This is a genomic window from Haploplasma modicum ATCC 29102 (assembly GCF_000687835.1).
GTDB lineage: Bacteria > Bacillota_I > Bacilli_A > Acholeplasmatales > Acholeplasmataceae > Haploplasma > Haploplasma modicum.
The window spans coordinates 34071-48321 of sequence record NZ_JHYB01000007.1 but is presented as its reverse complement, the minus strand read 5'-3'; the positions used below and the strand labels follow the sequence as shown (position 1 = coordinate 48321).

General features: G+C 26.8%; 14 protein-coding genes. 11 read left to right on the top strand and 3 right to left on the bottom strand.

The features are described 5' to 3' along the window. The coding region (locus T352_RS0105845) for a Fur family transcriptional regulator (RefSeq protein ID WP_026392167.1) at positions 1 to 362 on the bottom strand (362 nt) is incomplete at its 3' end. A 134-nt stretch (positions 363 to 496) separates the two neighbouring features. Between T352_RS0105845 and T352_RS0105840 the strand changes: the two genes are divergently transcribed. From T352_RS0105840 to recD2, 4 genes are read left to right on the top strand one after another with little or no spacing between them, the layout of a single operon-like run. Further along, on the top strand, positions 497 to 1054 hold the full coding sequence (locus T352_RS0105840; RefSeq protein ID WP_162151241.1) for a nicotinate-nicotinamide nucleotide adenylyltransferase: 558 nt from the start codon (positions 497 to 499) through the stop codon (positions 1052 to 1054). A gap of 4 nt (positions 1055 to 1058) precedes the next feature. Further along, positions 1059 to 2906, top strand: a complete 1848-nt coding sequence (locus T352_RS0105835; RefSeq protein ID WP_162151240.1) for an NAD(+) synthase — start codon at positions 1059 to 1061, stop codon at positions 2904 to 2906. Positions 2907 to 2910: 4 nt separating this feature from the next. Next, positions 2911 to 4041, top strand: coding sequence for a tRNA 2-thiouridine(34) synthase MnmA (gene mnmA / locus T352_RS0105830; RefSeq protein ID WP_026392164.1), 1131 nt, complete (start codon positions 2911 to 2913; stop codon positions 4039 to 4041). 9 nt (positions 4042 to 4050) lie between these two features. Continuing rightward, a complete protein-coding gene (recD2, locus tag T352_RS06725) occupies positions 4051 to 6219 on the top strand; it encodes an SF1B family DNA helicase RecD2 (RefSeq protein WP_051615863.1) in 2169 nt (722 codons plus the stop codon). A 54-nt stretch (positions 6220 to 6273) separates the two neighbouring features. On the opposite strand, the gene T352_RS0105820 is transcribed toward recD2, so the two are convergent. Together T352_RS0105820 and T352_RS0105815 are read right to left on the bottom strand one after the other, a co-directional pair. Beyond that, complete coding sequence (locus T352_RS0105820) at positions 6274 to 6939, bottom strand: DUF6320 domain-containing protein (RefSeq protein WP_026392163.1); 666 nt, start codon at positions 6937 to 6939, stop codon at positions 6274 to 6276. After that, positions 6926 to 8203 carry a hypothetical protein gene (locus tag T352_RS0105815; RefSeq protein ID WP_162151239.1) on the bottom strand — a complete coding sequence of 426 codons (1278 nt, stop codon included), beginning with the start codon at positions 8201 to 8203 and terminating at the stop codon, positions 6926 to 6928. Before T352_RS0105815 ends, T352_RS0105820 begins: the two co-directional genes overlap by 14 nt. A gap of 101 nt (positions 8204 to 8304) precedes the next feature. On the opposite strand from T352_RS0105815, the gene T352_RS0105810 reads away from it, so the two are divergent. From T352_RS0105810 to T352_RS0105780, 7 genes are all read left to right on the top strand, one after another. Beyond that, positions 8305 to 9927, top strand: coding sequence for a bifunctional metallophosphatase/5'-nucleotidase (locus T352_RS0105810; RefSeq protein ID WP_026392161.1), 1623 nt, complete (start codon positions 8305 to 8307; stop codon positions 9925 to 9927). Next, on the top strand, positions 9927 to 10640 hold the full coding sequence (locus T352_RS0105805) for an acyl-ACP thioesterase domain-containing protein (protein WP_026392160.1): 714 nt from the start codon (positions 9927 to 9929) through the stop codon (positions 10638 to 10640). The genes T352_RS0105810 and T352_RS0105805 overlap by 1 nt, the downstream gene beginning before the upstream one ends. A 223-nt stretch (positions 10641 to 10863) precedes the next feature. Then, the gene (gene infC, locus T352_RS0105800; RefSeq protein WP_026392159.1) at positions 10864 to 11361 is read left to right on the top strand and encodes a translation initiation factor IF-3; all 498 of its coding nucleotides are present in this window, start codon (positions 10864 to 10866) and stop codon (positions 11359 to 11361) included. A gap of 18 nt (positions 11362 to 11379) precedes the next feature. Beyond that, positions 11380 to 11580, top strand: coding sequence for a 50S ribosomal protein L35 (gene rpmI, locus T352_RS0105795; protein ID WP_026392158.1), 201 nt, complete (start codon positions 11380 to 11382; stop codon positions 11578 to 11580). 15 nt (positions 11581 to 11595) lie between these two features. Beyond that, positions 11596 to 11964: a 50S ribosomal protein L20 gene (rplT, locus tag T352_RS0105790; RefSeq protein WP_026392157.1), complete on the top strand. Its 369-nt coding sequence runs from the start codon at positions 11596 to 11598 to the stop codon at positions 11962 to 11964. 62 nt (positions 11965 to 12026) lie between these two features. Further along, positions 12027 to 13478: a hypothetical protein gene (locus T352_RS0105785; protein WP_026392156.1), complete on the top strand. Its 1452-nt coding sequence runs from the start codon at positions 12027 to 12029 to the stop codon at positions 13476 to 13478. 213 nt (positions 13479 to 13691) lie between these two features. Further along, positions 13692 to 14249 (top strand): hypothetical protein, encoded by a 558-nt coding sequence (locus T352_RS0105780; protein ID WP_026392155.1) that lies wholly within the window; start codon positions 13692 to 13694, stop codon positions 14247 to 14249. Positions 14250 to 14251 lie beyond the last annotated feature (2 nt).

Below are 14251 nucleotides of genomic sequence, written 5' to 3'. Positions count from 1 at the left end.
AAACTCTTATTTTTACTGATGTAATTAAAGATATCATTATTATTGATTTCAAAAATCTTTCCAGTATCTCGATTTACAATATGGATATGGTCTTCTTTGTTATGACCTGGATTATCCATAGCAAGATCATAATATTTCTTGTTATCAACATATAATTCAATAACAATTTTCTCTTGAACTAAAAATTCAAGATTATTATAAATTGATGCTATATTTTTAAAACCACGTTTAGCTAATCGTTGTTCTATTTCTTTGAATGTTAAGTGTTCGTTTTCTAGAATTTCGATAATAGCGATACGGTGTTTGGTTAGTCTATGTCCTTCATCTCTAATTTTTTTGAAATAATTTTCTAATACACTCATATTTTAAACCTTCTTTACTATTAATTAGTTAAATTATAACAAAAAATAAAAAAAAATATAGTAAATTACTCATTTGTAACATATTATTTAGTAAGATAAGCATTAAATGTTATAATAATATCTAGGGTGGTATTATGACAATATTTTATGGTGGTGCCTTTAATCCACCAACAAAAGCTCATATTGAAATTGTAAATTTAATACTTAAAACATATAAAAATTCAAAGGTGGTTATTGTGCCAGTTGGAAATTCTTATGGAAAAAATGAGTTAATTGATTTTAAATTTCGCTATGAGATGTTAAAATTAGTATTTGATAATGAAAGAATCATTATTTCTGACTTAGAAAAAGATAAAGCGTTTGATGGGACAATTAATTCGCTAGACGAGTTAAGTAAAACATATAAGGATTTATCATTTGTCATTGGTTCGGATAATCTATTAGGCTTAGACAAGTGGATTAAGTATGAGAAGTTACTTAAAACATATCCGTTAATTATTATTAAACGAGCAGAAGATGATGTTGATTTCTTATTGGACAAATACAAAAATATAATAAAAAAATATGACATACTTGAATTTGGTAAAAAAATTAATTCAAGTATGATTAGAAAAGATCTTAAGAATCATTTAGAATGGTTAGATCCAAAAATAATTAATTATATTAGAAAATATAATTTATACGAGGAGTGAAGATATGTATAAAAATGGATTTATTAAAGTGCTTGCATCAACACCTAAAATAATTGCAGGCGATATAAAAAACAACGAACAAGAGATAATTAAAACCTTGAATATGACAGAAGCTTCACTTGTAGTATTTCCTGAACTTGCAATTACAGGTTATACGATAGGCGATCTTTTATTTCAAGATGCTACATTAAAAGCAAGTCTACTTGCTTTATCAAATATTTTAAAAGAAAATGAACATAACGGACTAGCAGCAATTGGTATGCCACTTGAAGTAAACAATGTTTTATTTAATGTTGCTGTAGTTATTAAAAAAGATAAAATTCTTGGTGTCATTCCTAAATACTATTTACCAAACCATTCAGAGTTTAGTGAAAAACGTTATTTTGCTGATGGATTAAGTGCAAATATTAATGAAGTTATCGTTCTTGGCGAAAAAGTTCCATTTGGTAAATTAATTTTTAGAGATTTAGATAAAGATATTTTAGTAGGTGTAGAAGTTTGTCAAGATATGTGGACAGTAAATGCACCGTCTAATTTACTAGCACTATCTGGTGCAAATGTAATCTTAAATTTATCAGCTTCACCTGAGACTGTAGGAAAAGAACAAATAAGAAGAAATGCTGTTTTAGATTTATCAAGAAGACAAATGGCATCTTACGTTTATACAACAACTGGTATGTATGAATCATCTAGTGAGACAATTTTTAGTTCACATAAAATTATTGCTTCAATGGGAAACTTAATTGCTGAATCTGAGGTTATTAATTTTGAAGAAGATCAAATTATTGCTGATATTAATATAACTGCAATTAATCATAAAAGAAGACTTGATTCCAACTTTAGAGATAATGTTTTTAAAGTAAAAGGTGAAGTTACTTTTATTGATATAACCTTAGATGAGACAAAAGATTATCTTTTTGATACATTACCAAATAAATATCCATTTGTACCAAATGATTATGAACTTGGTAAAATCTATAAAATGTTAACTGCAAGTTTAATTAAGAAACTATCATCACTACCAATTTCTAACCGAAAAATAATTATTGGTTTATCAGGAGGGCTTGATTCAACTCATGCCTTAATTATTGCTTATAATGCATTTATTAAAATGAATTTACCACTTAAAGACTTAATAGTAGTTGCAATGCCAACTAAAGTCTCAAGCAAAGGAAGCCTAAAAGATGCATTAGAACTTACAAGTAAATTAGGATTAAAATTAGAAGAGATAAATATTGATGCAAGTGTAAAGAGTCATTTAAAAGATATCAATCATGATTTAGTTGATACAACTTATGAAAATGCCCAGGCAAGAATTAGAACCTTAATTTTAATGGATCTAGCAAACAAATATCAAGGTATTGTACTTGGAACTGGTGATCTATCAGAAATAGCATTAGGATTTATGACTTATAATGGGGATCAAATGAGTATGTATGCAATTAATGCCGGAGTTCCTAAAACTTTAATGCAAAAATTAGTTATTTATTATGCAGATAATATTTATCATGATTTAAAAGATGTCTTATACAAAATAGTAAATAAAAAGATTTCACCAGAATTATTAGAAAATCAAAATACAGAAGACATTATTGGTAGTTACTTAATCAATGATTTTATTATGTACTATCATTTAAGTGAAGGTCTAGATGATGCTAAATTAATTTGGCTAATTGAAAAAGTATTTGAATTAAGTCATAAAGAGGCAGAAATTTATGTAAAAAGATTTGTTGGAAGATTTTATAGCCAACAATTTAAAAGAACAACATTACCAGAAGGACCAAAGGTATTTAGCTTAGGGCTATCTCCAAGAAATAGTTATAAACTTCCTTCTGATATTATAAGAAAGTGATAAAATGAAAAAAAATAAAAAAGTAATACTAGGATTATCAGGAGGAGTTGACTCAAGTGTTGCTGCATATTTACTACAACAACAAGGTTATGACGTTGAAGCAGTTTTTATGCGTAACTGGGATAGTACTCTAAACTCTGATTTAAAAGGTAATCCAACAAGATTTAATGAAATATGTGAACAAGAAATTGATTTTAATGACGCTAAAAAAGTGGCAGATAAATTAGGGATAAAACTACATAAAATTGACTTTATCAAAGAATACTGGGATAATGTTTTTACTTATTTTCTAGATGAATACCGCAAAAATAGAACCCCAAACCCAGACATTTTATGTAATAATGAAATTAAATTTAAAGCATTTATTAATCATGCAAGCAAGTTTGATTTTGATTATATTGCTATGGGACATTATGCAAATGTGAAACAAACAGAAAATGGTCCTATTTTAATGCGCGCTAAAGACCTAAATAAAGATCAAACTTATTTCTTATCCCAATTAGAAACTAAACAATTAGAAAAAGTATTGTTCCCACTTGGTAATCTAAACAAAGAAGAAGTAAGAGAAATTGCACAAAAATTAAACTTAGCAACAGCAACAAAAAAAGATTCAACAGGAATCTGTTTTATTGGTGAAAGAAACTTTAGTGACTTTTTAAGCAATTACTTACCAGCTAAAAAAGGAAATATGACAAGACTTGATGGGACATTTGTTAAAGAACATTATGGTTTAATGAACTATACAATTGGTCAAAGAAAAGGCTTAGGAATAGGTGGATCACATGACTCACTTGAAGCCTGGTATGTAGTTGGTAAAGATCTAAAAACAAATACATTATTTGTTGAACCAGATAAAAACCATCCCCATCTATTTAGCAATAAAGCAATCATAAAAGATATTAAGTGGCGTGGTAATAAAGATATATCAAACCTAACTGCAAAATTTAGATATAGACAAGCGGATATTAATATTAAATTAGAGTGGTTAAATGATACAGAAGCAGTAATATATTATGATAATGTAAAAGCTGTAACTCCGGGACAAGCATGTGTTTTCTATCAGGGAGATATTTGTCTAGGCTCAGGATTTATTGATACTGTTTATCATAATGATGAAATAAGAAAGTACTCGTAGAGGTAGAAAATGGATACGTTAAGAATTGTTGCACAAATAACTAAATACCTATACCATAATAAAGAAAATTCATATTCTATTATTAAAGTAAATACAGAAGATGATGATAACGTTACAATCACTGGATATATTCCTTATTTAAGTAGCGATGTGTATTATGAGTTTATTGGTAAATGGGTTAACCATGAAAAATTTGGGAGACAGTTTAACGTAGTATCTTATACCCAAAGTGAGACACAAAGTATTGATGGTTTAGTTAATTATTTATCTAGTAGTATTTTTAAAGGAATTGGTCCGGTTACGGCTAGAAGAATTGTTGATAAACTAGGAAATAAAGCGATAAAACTAATATTAGAAGATAAAAGCATTTTAAAACAGTTTGGTTTTAGTGATGAAAAAATTGAAGACTTGTATGAAACAATTCTAGACAATCAAATAAATGAACATATTTTAGTTGAGTTATATGGCTATAATATTATTGGTAAAACTGCCATGAAGATAATTAATCATTATGGTATTTTAACCATTGATAAAATAACTGCTAATCCATATGTTTTAATTAATGATATTGAAGGGATAGGTTTCATTAAGGCTGATGAGATTGCTAAAAAATTAAAAATTGAAGAAAATGATCCAAGAAGAATTAAGGCTGCGATAATTTATGCAATGCAAACATATTCATATTCACGTGGTGATATTTATATGACTTATGCTGAATTAAATAAATATACGGAAAATATCTTAGGTTTCAAATATCAAATTGATAAGATATTAGAAGAGTTAATAATATTTGAACAAATTATCAAAGAAGATGATAGATATTATTTATATAACTCATACTTATCAGAAAATAATACTGCACTTGAAATAAAGCGACTAATAAGTAGTGAGTTTGAAAAATATGACGTTAATTATTTAGAGTCTTTAGTTAAAATAACGGAAACAAATAAAAATTTTACTTATACTGAAAAACAAAAAAACGCAATTATTTCATCACTTGTTAATAACTTCTCAGTTATTACCGGTGGACCTGGTACGGGTAAGACAACTATTGTTGATGGTATCTTAGAAGTATATTCAATTTATAACAACATAAAACTATATGACTTAAAAACAAAGGATAAAATAGCCCTAATGGCCCCTACAGGACGTGCGGCTAAAAGAATGGAAGAAGTATTAGACTTTGAAGCAAAGACCATTCACAGGCATCTAGGCTATGGTTATGATGGGATGTATGGCTATGATGAGGTCAATCAAATGCCTTTTGATTTAATTATCATTGATGAATCATCGATGATAGATATTTTCTTGGCTGAAAAATTATTTAAATCAATAAAAAGTACGGCTAAAGTTATTATTGTTGGTGACATTGATCAGTTGCCTAGTGTGAGCCCTGGTCAAGTCTTAAAAGACTTAATTGAATCAAATATTTGTCATGTATCATATCTTAATGAGATACATAGACAAGCAAAAGATTCGAACATTATTGAACTTGCAGTTAAAGTTAATAAGCAAGAATTAAATGAAGAAGCTCTAAATTCCGGAAATGATTTATTCTTAAAACAAGGTAGTAGTAAAGAAGTAATTGATAATATAATAAATCAAGTCCAAGGTGCCCTAAACGAAGGATATAGTTTAATTGATGATATTCAAGTCTTAATTCCAACTTATAAAGGATTAGTTGGTATTGATAGTATTAATAGCTTAATGCAAGAAAAGTTTAATTTAACAAAAGATTATAGTATAACCTATGGTGATAAAATCTTCTATGTAAATGATAAAGTAATTAATTTGGTAAATGATCCTAAAAACTTTATTATGAATGGTGATATTGGTTATATAACAACTATTAGTAAAAATAGTAATAATGAAGACTTTGTTATAATTAACTTTGATGGACAAGAAGTAAATTATAGTAAAGCTGATTTAGAAAACATTAGCCTAGCTTATGCAATGAGTGTTCATAAATCACAGGGGAGTGAATATAAAATAGTGATATTACCTCTCGTTAGAACTTATATGCATATGTTAAAAAAAGAGTTGTTGTATACAGCAATTACAAGAGCTAAAAATTATCTAATAATTTTAGGTGATTTGAACTTATTAGTTTATGCAGCAAACCATTTATCTGAAAAAAGACAAACAACATTAAAACTTAGATTAAGTAACTTTAGCTAATTATAGTTAAAGTTATTTTTTTATAAAAAAAATAGACTTTCGTCTATTTAATTACTAAATATGAAATCTTCTAAGTAATTCTTCTTTTAGTTTTTTTGGAGCAAACAATATTAATAAAAGTAAGGTTGAAAGTCCAATAAAGAATGCAACAAGAACAGGCCATTTGGTAACTGTTACATTAAAAATATTAAGTAATATTAATGAAATATTAATAATGCATGAAATTATTAAACTAATTGCATAGTCTTGCCATCTTTTACTTTTACTAAAAATAACTACTGTTAAAAATATTGTAATAATTGAAGAACCAAGAGGTAATACAATGTCAATTGCCCAGGATGGATCCTTACTTAGATAACCAATTATAATTAACTCAATTAAACTAATAAATAAAAAGCTGATTATTCTAAGAACAAGTTTTGATTCACTAAATAATAACTTTAAGAAAAGGAGCGTTGAGATATTACCAGATGAGACTATCAGGCTCCAAGATAAATTTTTATCAGCATTGTAATCAATAAAAATGCTAACAATTATTGATATTATATTTAAAAGAATGAATGTACGGTAAATAATATTTAAGGGTTCTTTCGTCTTTTTAATCGTTGGATAAGAATTAACAGTCAAATCAGTTTCATTTGAAATTAAATCATCACCACATAAAAGACATTTTTTAAAATCTTTTTCATAATTAATTTTACAATTTTCACAATATTTCATCATAACCCTCCTCATAATTAGTATCAACTGTAATATTGATCCCGTCTAAAATAAGTTGGTCTGTAATTGATTTTATTACGGATAAATCTTTGATGATAGTATTAATACTAATATTTAAATTATCTTGATAGGTAATAATAGTACTGTTGATACCAGGACCTGAATTAATAAAATCAACATCTTTTACAAAATCTTTCATTTGATTTGGAAGTTTAACAATTCCAAGATTTGATAAAGAAGAAGTATTGATAGATTCACCTAACATTTGGAAACCAATTTTAAAGAAAATATTTTTGATAAAGAGTGGAACAAATCTAACAAATACATTTTTCTCTAAACTAACTAGTGAACCAAGTCTCATTTTTAAATCTAGATAGTTTAATTGCTCTAAAAAATCAACCTTTGTTAATTCAAGCATATCTTCAAAAGTCCATTTCTTTCTAGGATCAAAACTAGCCTTAATATACAATGAAAAATTTCTAAGTGTAACAGAATCAAAATAAGGTCTAAGGTTTACTGGTATAAACATTTTAATTGGTTTTTTACTTTGTTTAACAGAAACACCCTCATCATAAATACTATAAGCGATAAGGGCTGCTACATACTGGGTGACAGTAGCATCATACTTAGTTTTAACCATTTGTAAAACTTCATCTTTATTTGTTTTGATTTTAAAAACTAAAGTCCAATAATTTTTAAAGACATCACCAGATAAATGATAGGCCCTATCCTCTTTTAATTTCTTTTTAACTTTTGGATCATAATTTGCATTAAAAGAATCCTCATTTTCTTTATTAGAAAATGATTTTCTACTTAAAATATGATTTTCATGGTCGATCTTATTTCCCATTAAAATTAAGTATTCATAAATGATTGATTTTAAAAATTCAAGTGCACCAGTTCCATCAGTTAACGAATGAAAAGTTTCAAGTGATACTTTGTTTTGATAATAATAAACCTTAAATAAGAAACCTTGATTGTTATCAAATTTAAAGAATTTACAAACTTCATTAGGTTCTTGTTCAACCTTATAAGTATTTTTATTTTCAGAAAAATAGTTCCAAAAAATACCGTTTTTTATTTGAATATTAAAAACTTGAAATCTCTTTAAGGCTATATTTACCGCTTCAGATAAGACGTCTGAATTAACTTTATCATTTAAATAGAATGCTATTCTAAAGACATTACTACGTTGTTTTTTACTAACTGCTGGAAATACTTTTGCTGCGTTATCAAGTTTGTGCCAATATTTAGATTTTTGCAAAATTATTACCTCCTCTAACTCTTGTTCCTATTATACTACATTTTTAATATTTCTTAAATTATATAATAATGTTATAATAAATAATGTTAGGATGTGGTTTTATGAAAAGAATATTAATGTTTTTCACAGTTTTAATGCTTAGTCTATTTCTTGTATCATGTGATAAGGAAGTATATAACGTTGAATTTTATGAAGGAAGTACTTTACTTGAAACACTAGAATATAAGAAAAATGAAGTAATCACTTTATCTAAATTGTCTTTTATCGAAAAAGAAGGATATGAATTTTCATATTTTTTAGATAAAGAAAATGGCGAAAAATTTGAGTTAACTACAAAAATTAATAAGCCATATAAATTAGATGTTAACTTTAAAAGTATTAATTTAGAAAGAGATAATAACTTTGATATTTTTTATCTAAATGATACACATGGGGCAATTTTAAATAAGGGATCTGAGTTAGGATTAGCTAAAATTGCTAACTATATCAATAAGGAAAAAGATGAAAATTCATTATTTGTAGTAGGTGGTGATATGTTCCAAGGTCAATTAATTTCTAATGCTAATAAGGGGCAATTAATGGTAGAAGTATTTAATGAGTTAAAGTTAGATGCTTTTGTTTTAGGTAATCATGAGTTTGACTGGGGATTAGATACGATCTTAAAGTATTTTGATCAATCAAATCACGATGTTAAAGCAAACTTTCCACTTCTTGGGGCAAACGTTATTAACAAGAAAACTAATCTTAGACCAGATGGTATTAAGGATTATCATATTGTAGATAGAAAGGGCGTTAAAGTTGGAATTATAGGTGTGATTGGCGATGGATTAGAATCAAGTATATCAACACCTAGAGTTAGTGATTATAAGTTTACAAACGCATATAATGCATTTTATGAGACTTATTTAAAGATTGAGCAAAGTGTTGATTTTGTTATAGCAGCAAATCATAGTGCAGATCAAAGCTTTAATGAAAAAGTTGGTAATTTAAATAAAGTAAGTGCGATCTTTAATGGTCATAGTCACACTGAATATAAGGGTTTGATTAATAATAAAGTACCTTATTTACAAAGTGGTTCTAATGGTCAAATGGTTGGTAGAGTTAATTTAGAATTTGATAGTAATTTCAATCTTACTAAGGGCGTTGCTAATAATATAAAAAGTAGTGTTAATCTTGATTCACCTGATTTAAGGGTAGAAGCAATTATAGATAGATATTATAATGAGATGAGTAATTTATATAATGAAGTTTTAATTGAAGCAGAAAATTTGATGAATCAAAAAGATCTTGCAAATTATATTAGTAGACTAATGACAGAAGTTACAAATTCTGTAGCAGGATTTCAAAACTCTGGTGGCACTAGAGCAACACTTTATCAAGGTCAACAAATTACATCTGCTGATATCTTTCAAATATTTCCATTTGATAACCAAATAATATTTGCCGAAGTAAAAGGATATGAACTAAAGAAATTACTAGATAATTCATATTTCATTAGTTACAAAAAAATAGAATATAGAGATATTGTTGATAACAATATTTATCAAATTGCAACAAATGACTATATCTTTTATAGTGAATTTAACAAAGATATTTTTGGTGATAAGGAAGGTATTATGTACGGAGATATGTATGAAACCTTTAGACAAGTCTTAATTAATATGAAAGAGGAAGGTTATAAATTCTTTGATAAGAATAGTCCGATTATTGGAGGACTTAAGTAATGAAAGAACTAAGTGTAACAATTTCAAATAGTCATGTTGATAATAAGAAAGAAATAAAAATACCGGAAATAATTAATCTACTTCAAGATATTGAAGGAATTCATATTAATGAGTTAGAAGAATTTAACAAATTTCTTATAAAAGAAAATGTTGGGGTGTTTTTAATGTACCGTGAAGTTAATATTATAACTAAACCAAAGTTTTCAGATAAAGTAACACTATCAACATATCCATTTCAAACAAATAGTGTAAGTGGATACCGCCATATTTATCTTAAAGATAAGGATAATAATATCTTAGTAAACTCAACTGCTTTTGGAGCATTTATTAATTTAGATACTTACTTACCAGTTAGAGTCCCTAAAGATATTATTAAAACAATTGGTGATAAGGAAAAAGATCCAAATATTATAATAGAACCTAGAAAGATTGATTTTAATGATTCTTTACTAAAATACACCGGAAGCATTACCGTTAGAAAGTCCCATATTGATAGATATAACCATCTAAATAATGCCCATTACATTACATTTGCACTAGATTTCTTAGAAGAAATTAACTTTGATAAAATTAGAGCAGAATATAAAAAAGCATTTTTAATTGGTGATATAATAAAGATGTATAAAGAAATATTAGAAGATAAAACAATTGTAGTTTTCAAAAATGAATTAGATGAAATTTATACAATTATCGAATTTAGTAAAAACAAATAAAAAAACTTGACAATAAAAAATTATATGATATTATAGTTAAGTATTAATTGAATAAGTGGAAAGAAGAGAACCCTCTCGCCTGATGATTATAGTCATGGGCAAAATGTCACAATATATTTATTATATTATAAACATTATAAGTGGGTTAGTTAACTCACTTTTCTTTTTATGCGATAGAAAATAGGAGGCGAATTACATTAGAGTAACAAAAAAAGACACAGAATTGGTTAATGAGAATATCCCTAACGTTGAGATGTTAGTAATTGATGATCAAGGAAACAACCTTGGAAAAATGAACAAAGCTCGTGCTTTAAAAGAAGCAGAAGACAGAAATTTAGACTTAGTTGTTGTATCACCTGACTCAAAAGTAGTTGTTGCTAAAATGATGGATTATTCAAAACATCGTTATGAACAACAAAAGAAGCTACGCGAAATGAAAAAAAATCAACAAACAGTAGATATTAAAGAAATTAGACTTAGCCCAATCATTGGTGTACATGATTTCAACACTAAATTAAATCATGCTAAAAAGTTTATTTCTAAAGGAGATAAAGTTAAATTAACTTTAAGATTCAGAGGTAGAATGATTCAGCATAAAGAATTAGGTGCAGAAATTGTTGATAAATTTATCAGTGAATTAGGAGAATCTATTATTATTGAATCAAAACCAAAACTGGAAGGATTTCAAATTATTGCTGTAATAGCTCCAAATAACAATTAAAAGAAAGAGGTAATATTTATGCCAAAAGCTAAAACACATAGTGGTTTAAAAAAACGTATTAAAGTTACAGCTACAGGGAAATTAAAAAGAGGACACGCTTTTAAAAATCACTTAGCACAATCAAAAACAACAAAACAAAATAGACAATTGAGAGGCCAAACACTAGTAGACCATACTGATGCAAAAAGAATCAAACGCCTTATCTCAAACATGTTATAATCAGGAGGGAATAAAATGGCTAGAGTAAGTAATACAGTCCAAACAAGACGTCGTCGTAAAAAAATAATTAAACAAGCTAAAGGATATTTCGTATCAAAAGGTACATTATATAAAACAGCAAACGAACAAGTTATGAAATCACATGCATATGCATACCGTGACCGTAAACGTCGTAAGAGAGACTTTAGAAAATTATGGATTCAAAGAATTAACGCTGCATCAAAATTACACAATATGAAATATTCTCAATTAATTCATGGTTTATCATTAGCGGGAGTAGTAATCAACCGTAAAATGTTAGCTGATATTGCAGTTAACGAACCAAACCATTTTGCAGAGTATGTTAAAACAGCTCAAAATGCAATTGCTAAAGCAAGTAAATAATTACTAAAAGCGTGGATAATTCCACGCTTTTGTCTTATAATATAAGTATAAGGAGCTGAAAAATGAAAAGAAGACTTGTTATTTTAATTACAACATTAATAATCTTAACAACACTCTTTTTTTTAAGTGTTTTTTTAGCTGATATTAATTATCAAAGAATAATGCTTGCAGTCTTTCTTGTGGCATTATTTTATTTATTAAGTTACATAATTTTTGGGATTGGTAAATTTGTTGTTTTATTAATATATAGTATATTTATTACACTTTTATTGGTCTTCCTAAATGAATATGATACGGCATTAATATTTGTCGGAACATTTATTTTGTTTTTAAATCCTTTACATGAAATAGAAAAACTAGTAGATCAGAAATTTCCTGAAGAAAAATCATTTATTAGTTATTTTAAAGGATCGTATAGTGCCTATTATGAATATAGAAAAGAAGTTAAAGATTATTATCACTTACCTCAGGTTAGAAAAACATATTTAAAACCTAACTATTTAAAATTAAGACAAGCTTTAACGATTGTGCTTGCGATGATTGCAATCTTTTTATTAATAAGAGAAGTAAATAATTTAATTAATTTATTAAAGATGTTTGATATTCATCTCTTCTTTGCCTCAACATATAGCGTTGTTGTTTTATTAGTATTAACGATTATTCTTTATCGTAAAGGATTTCAATCAATGTTTAACTTCTTTACTGTATCTATTTTCCCACCAATCATTTATACAATCTTTTTATCAGTAAAACCTAGTTATTTAAGTTTAATTATTGGTATTGTAGTAACTGTCTTTGGAATAGTTTATTCGATATATCAATATATCGCATTTAGAAGTAGAATAGTCTATGAATATTATTACTATTATGATCAAGAAAAACATGTAGGTGTCTATGCTAATGCGTTATTTGAACCACATATATATAATAGTAATTTTTGCCTAACTACAAAATTTAGTTTTAAAGTAAATAAACAGCATTTTGATAAGAAGTTTCATGACATTATTGTCTACGCTGATTTTAAGAAGTTTTTTATAACAGCATATACATTCGACGAGGATAATATAACAATTTATACTGATTTTCACTATGGAACAGAAAAGAAAATTGAAAAATTTAAAATTTATTTAGAAAATAGTTTTAATGAAAAAGTATCCTATAGCATTACTGATGATAAGTCAAAGGTGACATATGAAAAAGAATTTTATCATAATACTAACTATATAATTGCAAGAACATTATATTTATCTGAAATACTTAAAAAATTTCAAATTAAAACAAGTGTTATTATTACAATTACAGCATATTTTAATAGTCTGCAAGACTTAAAACCGTTAACAACAAATTATAGCATAGCAAGAATTCCAGAACTTGAAGTAGATGGTATCTATACCGTAAATATTAGTTTTAGAACGGCTAATATAGATTACTTGATTGAAACCAAAACTAGAGAATTATTATTAGATTTATTAATTAATAAAGGCAATTATGTGAGAGTTTCTGTCTATTATTAAGCCTTGATTGTTGACAAAAAAGGTCTAAAGTGATAATCTATAAGTGTCTTAGGGAGTGTTTGTAGAACCCAAAATCATTGAACGGGAATTTAAACTATAAGGGCGTTGAATCATGAAAATGATTCCCAAATTATAGAAAAGGAAATACCCACCTTAAACCTTTCGTTCTTACCAGACTCTCTAAGATTTTTTTAATATATAAAGGAGAAAAATATGAGTTTTTTTAAAAAAGTTCCGATTTTATCAATTGTATTAGGGGTATTAATATTAGCCTATGCAATTGTTTCTTATTTTGTAGATAGTGGATTTTTTAGTCTAACGTATAAAGTAGGTAAATTAGTAATAGGGTTTGGTTTAATTGCATTTGTAATATTTGTAATTTTGCCAAACACAAATAAAAAAAATCAATCAGCTATTACGCTTAGGACGATAGAATCTGTAATAATTTTATTTGGAGCAATAGTTGGGTTTATTTTGCCAGTATTTGAAGTTAATATAAACTTTATTGATATAAGTTCAAGTGGTTCATTCTGGTTTGGTTTAGCTTTAGTTTTAAGTGGAAGTATTGAGTTATACTTAGGTGTATTTAATAAAATTAATTTAAAAAGTGGATTATTTTTCTTAAATTTATTGTTTGTTATATTTGGTACATACGTATATGCAACAAATATGGTTGATGCAAAAATCAAATTAGTAACACTAATAACGTTATTATCAATTGGAGCAATTTTATTATTTATTGGAATGTTTAATATTAAGAGTAAAAAATAGAA

Excerpts from the sequence above, each read along its gene's own strand:
- T352_RS0105840 (WP_162151241.1), top strand. The coding sequence starts at position 497 with ATGACAATATTTTATGGTGGTGCCTTTAATCCACCAACAAAAGCTCAT.
- T352_RS0105835 (WP_162151240.1), top strand. The coding sequence starts at position 1,059 with ATGTATAAAAATGGATTTATTAAAGTGCTTGCATCAACACCTAAAATA.
- mnmA (WP_026392164.1), top strand. The coding sequence starts at position 2,911 with ATGAAAAAAAATAAAAAAGTAATACTAGGATTATCAGGAGGAGTTGAC.
- recD2 (WP_051615863.1), top strand. The coding sequence starts at position 4,051 with ATGGATACGTTAAGAATTGTTGCACAAATAACTAAATACCTATACCAT.
- T352_RS0105820 (WP_026392163.1), bottom strand. The coding sequence starts at position 6,939 with ATGAAATATTGTGAAAATTGTAAAATTAATTATGAAAAAGATTTTAAA.
- T352_RS0105810 (WP_026392161.1), top strand. The coding sequence starts at position 8,305 with ATGAAAAGAATATTAATGTTTTTCACAGTTTTAATGCTTAGTCTATTT.
- T352_RS0105805 (WP_026392160.1), top strand. The coding sequence starts at position 9,927 with ATGAAAGAACTAAGTGTAACAATTTCAAATAGTCATGTTGATAATAAG.
- rpmI (WP_026392158.1), top strand. The coding sequence starts at position 11,380 with ATGCCAAAAGCTAAAACACATAGTGGTTTAAAAAAACGTATTAAAGTT.
- rplT (WP_026392157.1), top strand. The coding sequence starts at position 11,596 with ATGGCTAGAGTAAGTAATACAGTCCAAACAAGACGTCGTCGTAAAAAA.
- T352_RS0105785 (WP_026392156.1), top strand. The coding sequence starts at position 12,027 with ATGAAAAGAAGACTTGTTATTTTAATTACAACATTAATAATCTTAACA.
- T352_RS0105780 (WP_026392155.1), top strand. The coding sequence starts at position 13,692 with ATGAGTTTTTTTAAAAAAGTTCCGATTTTATCAATTGTATTAGGGGTA.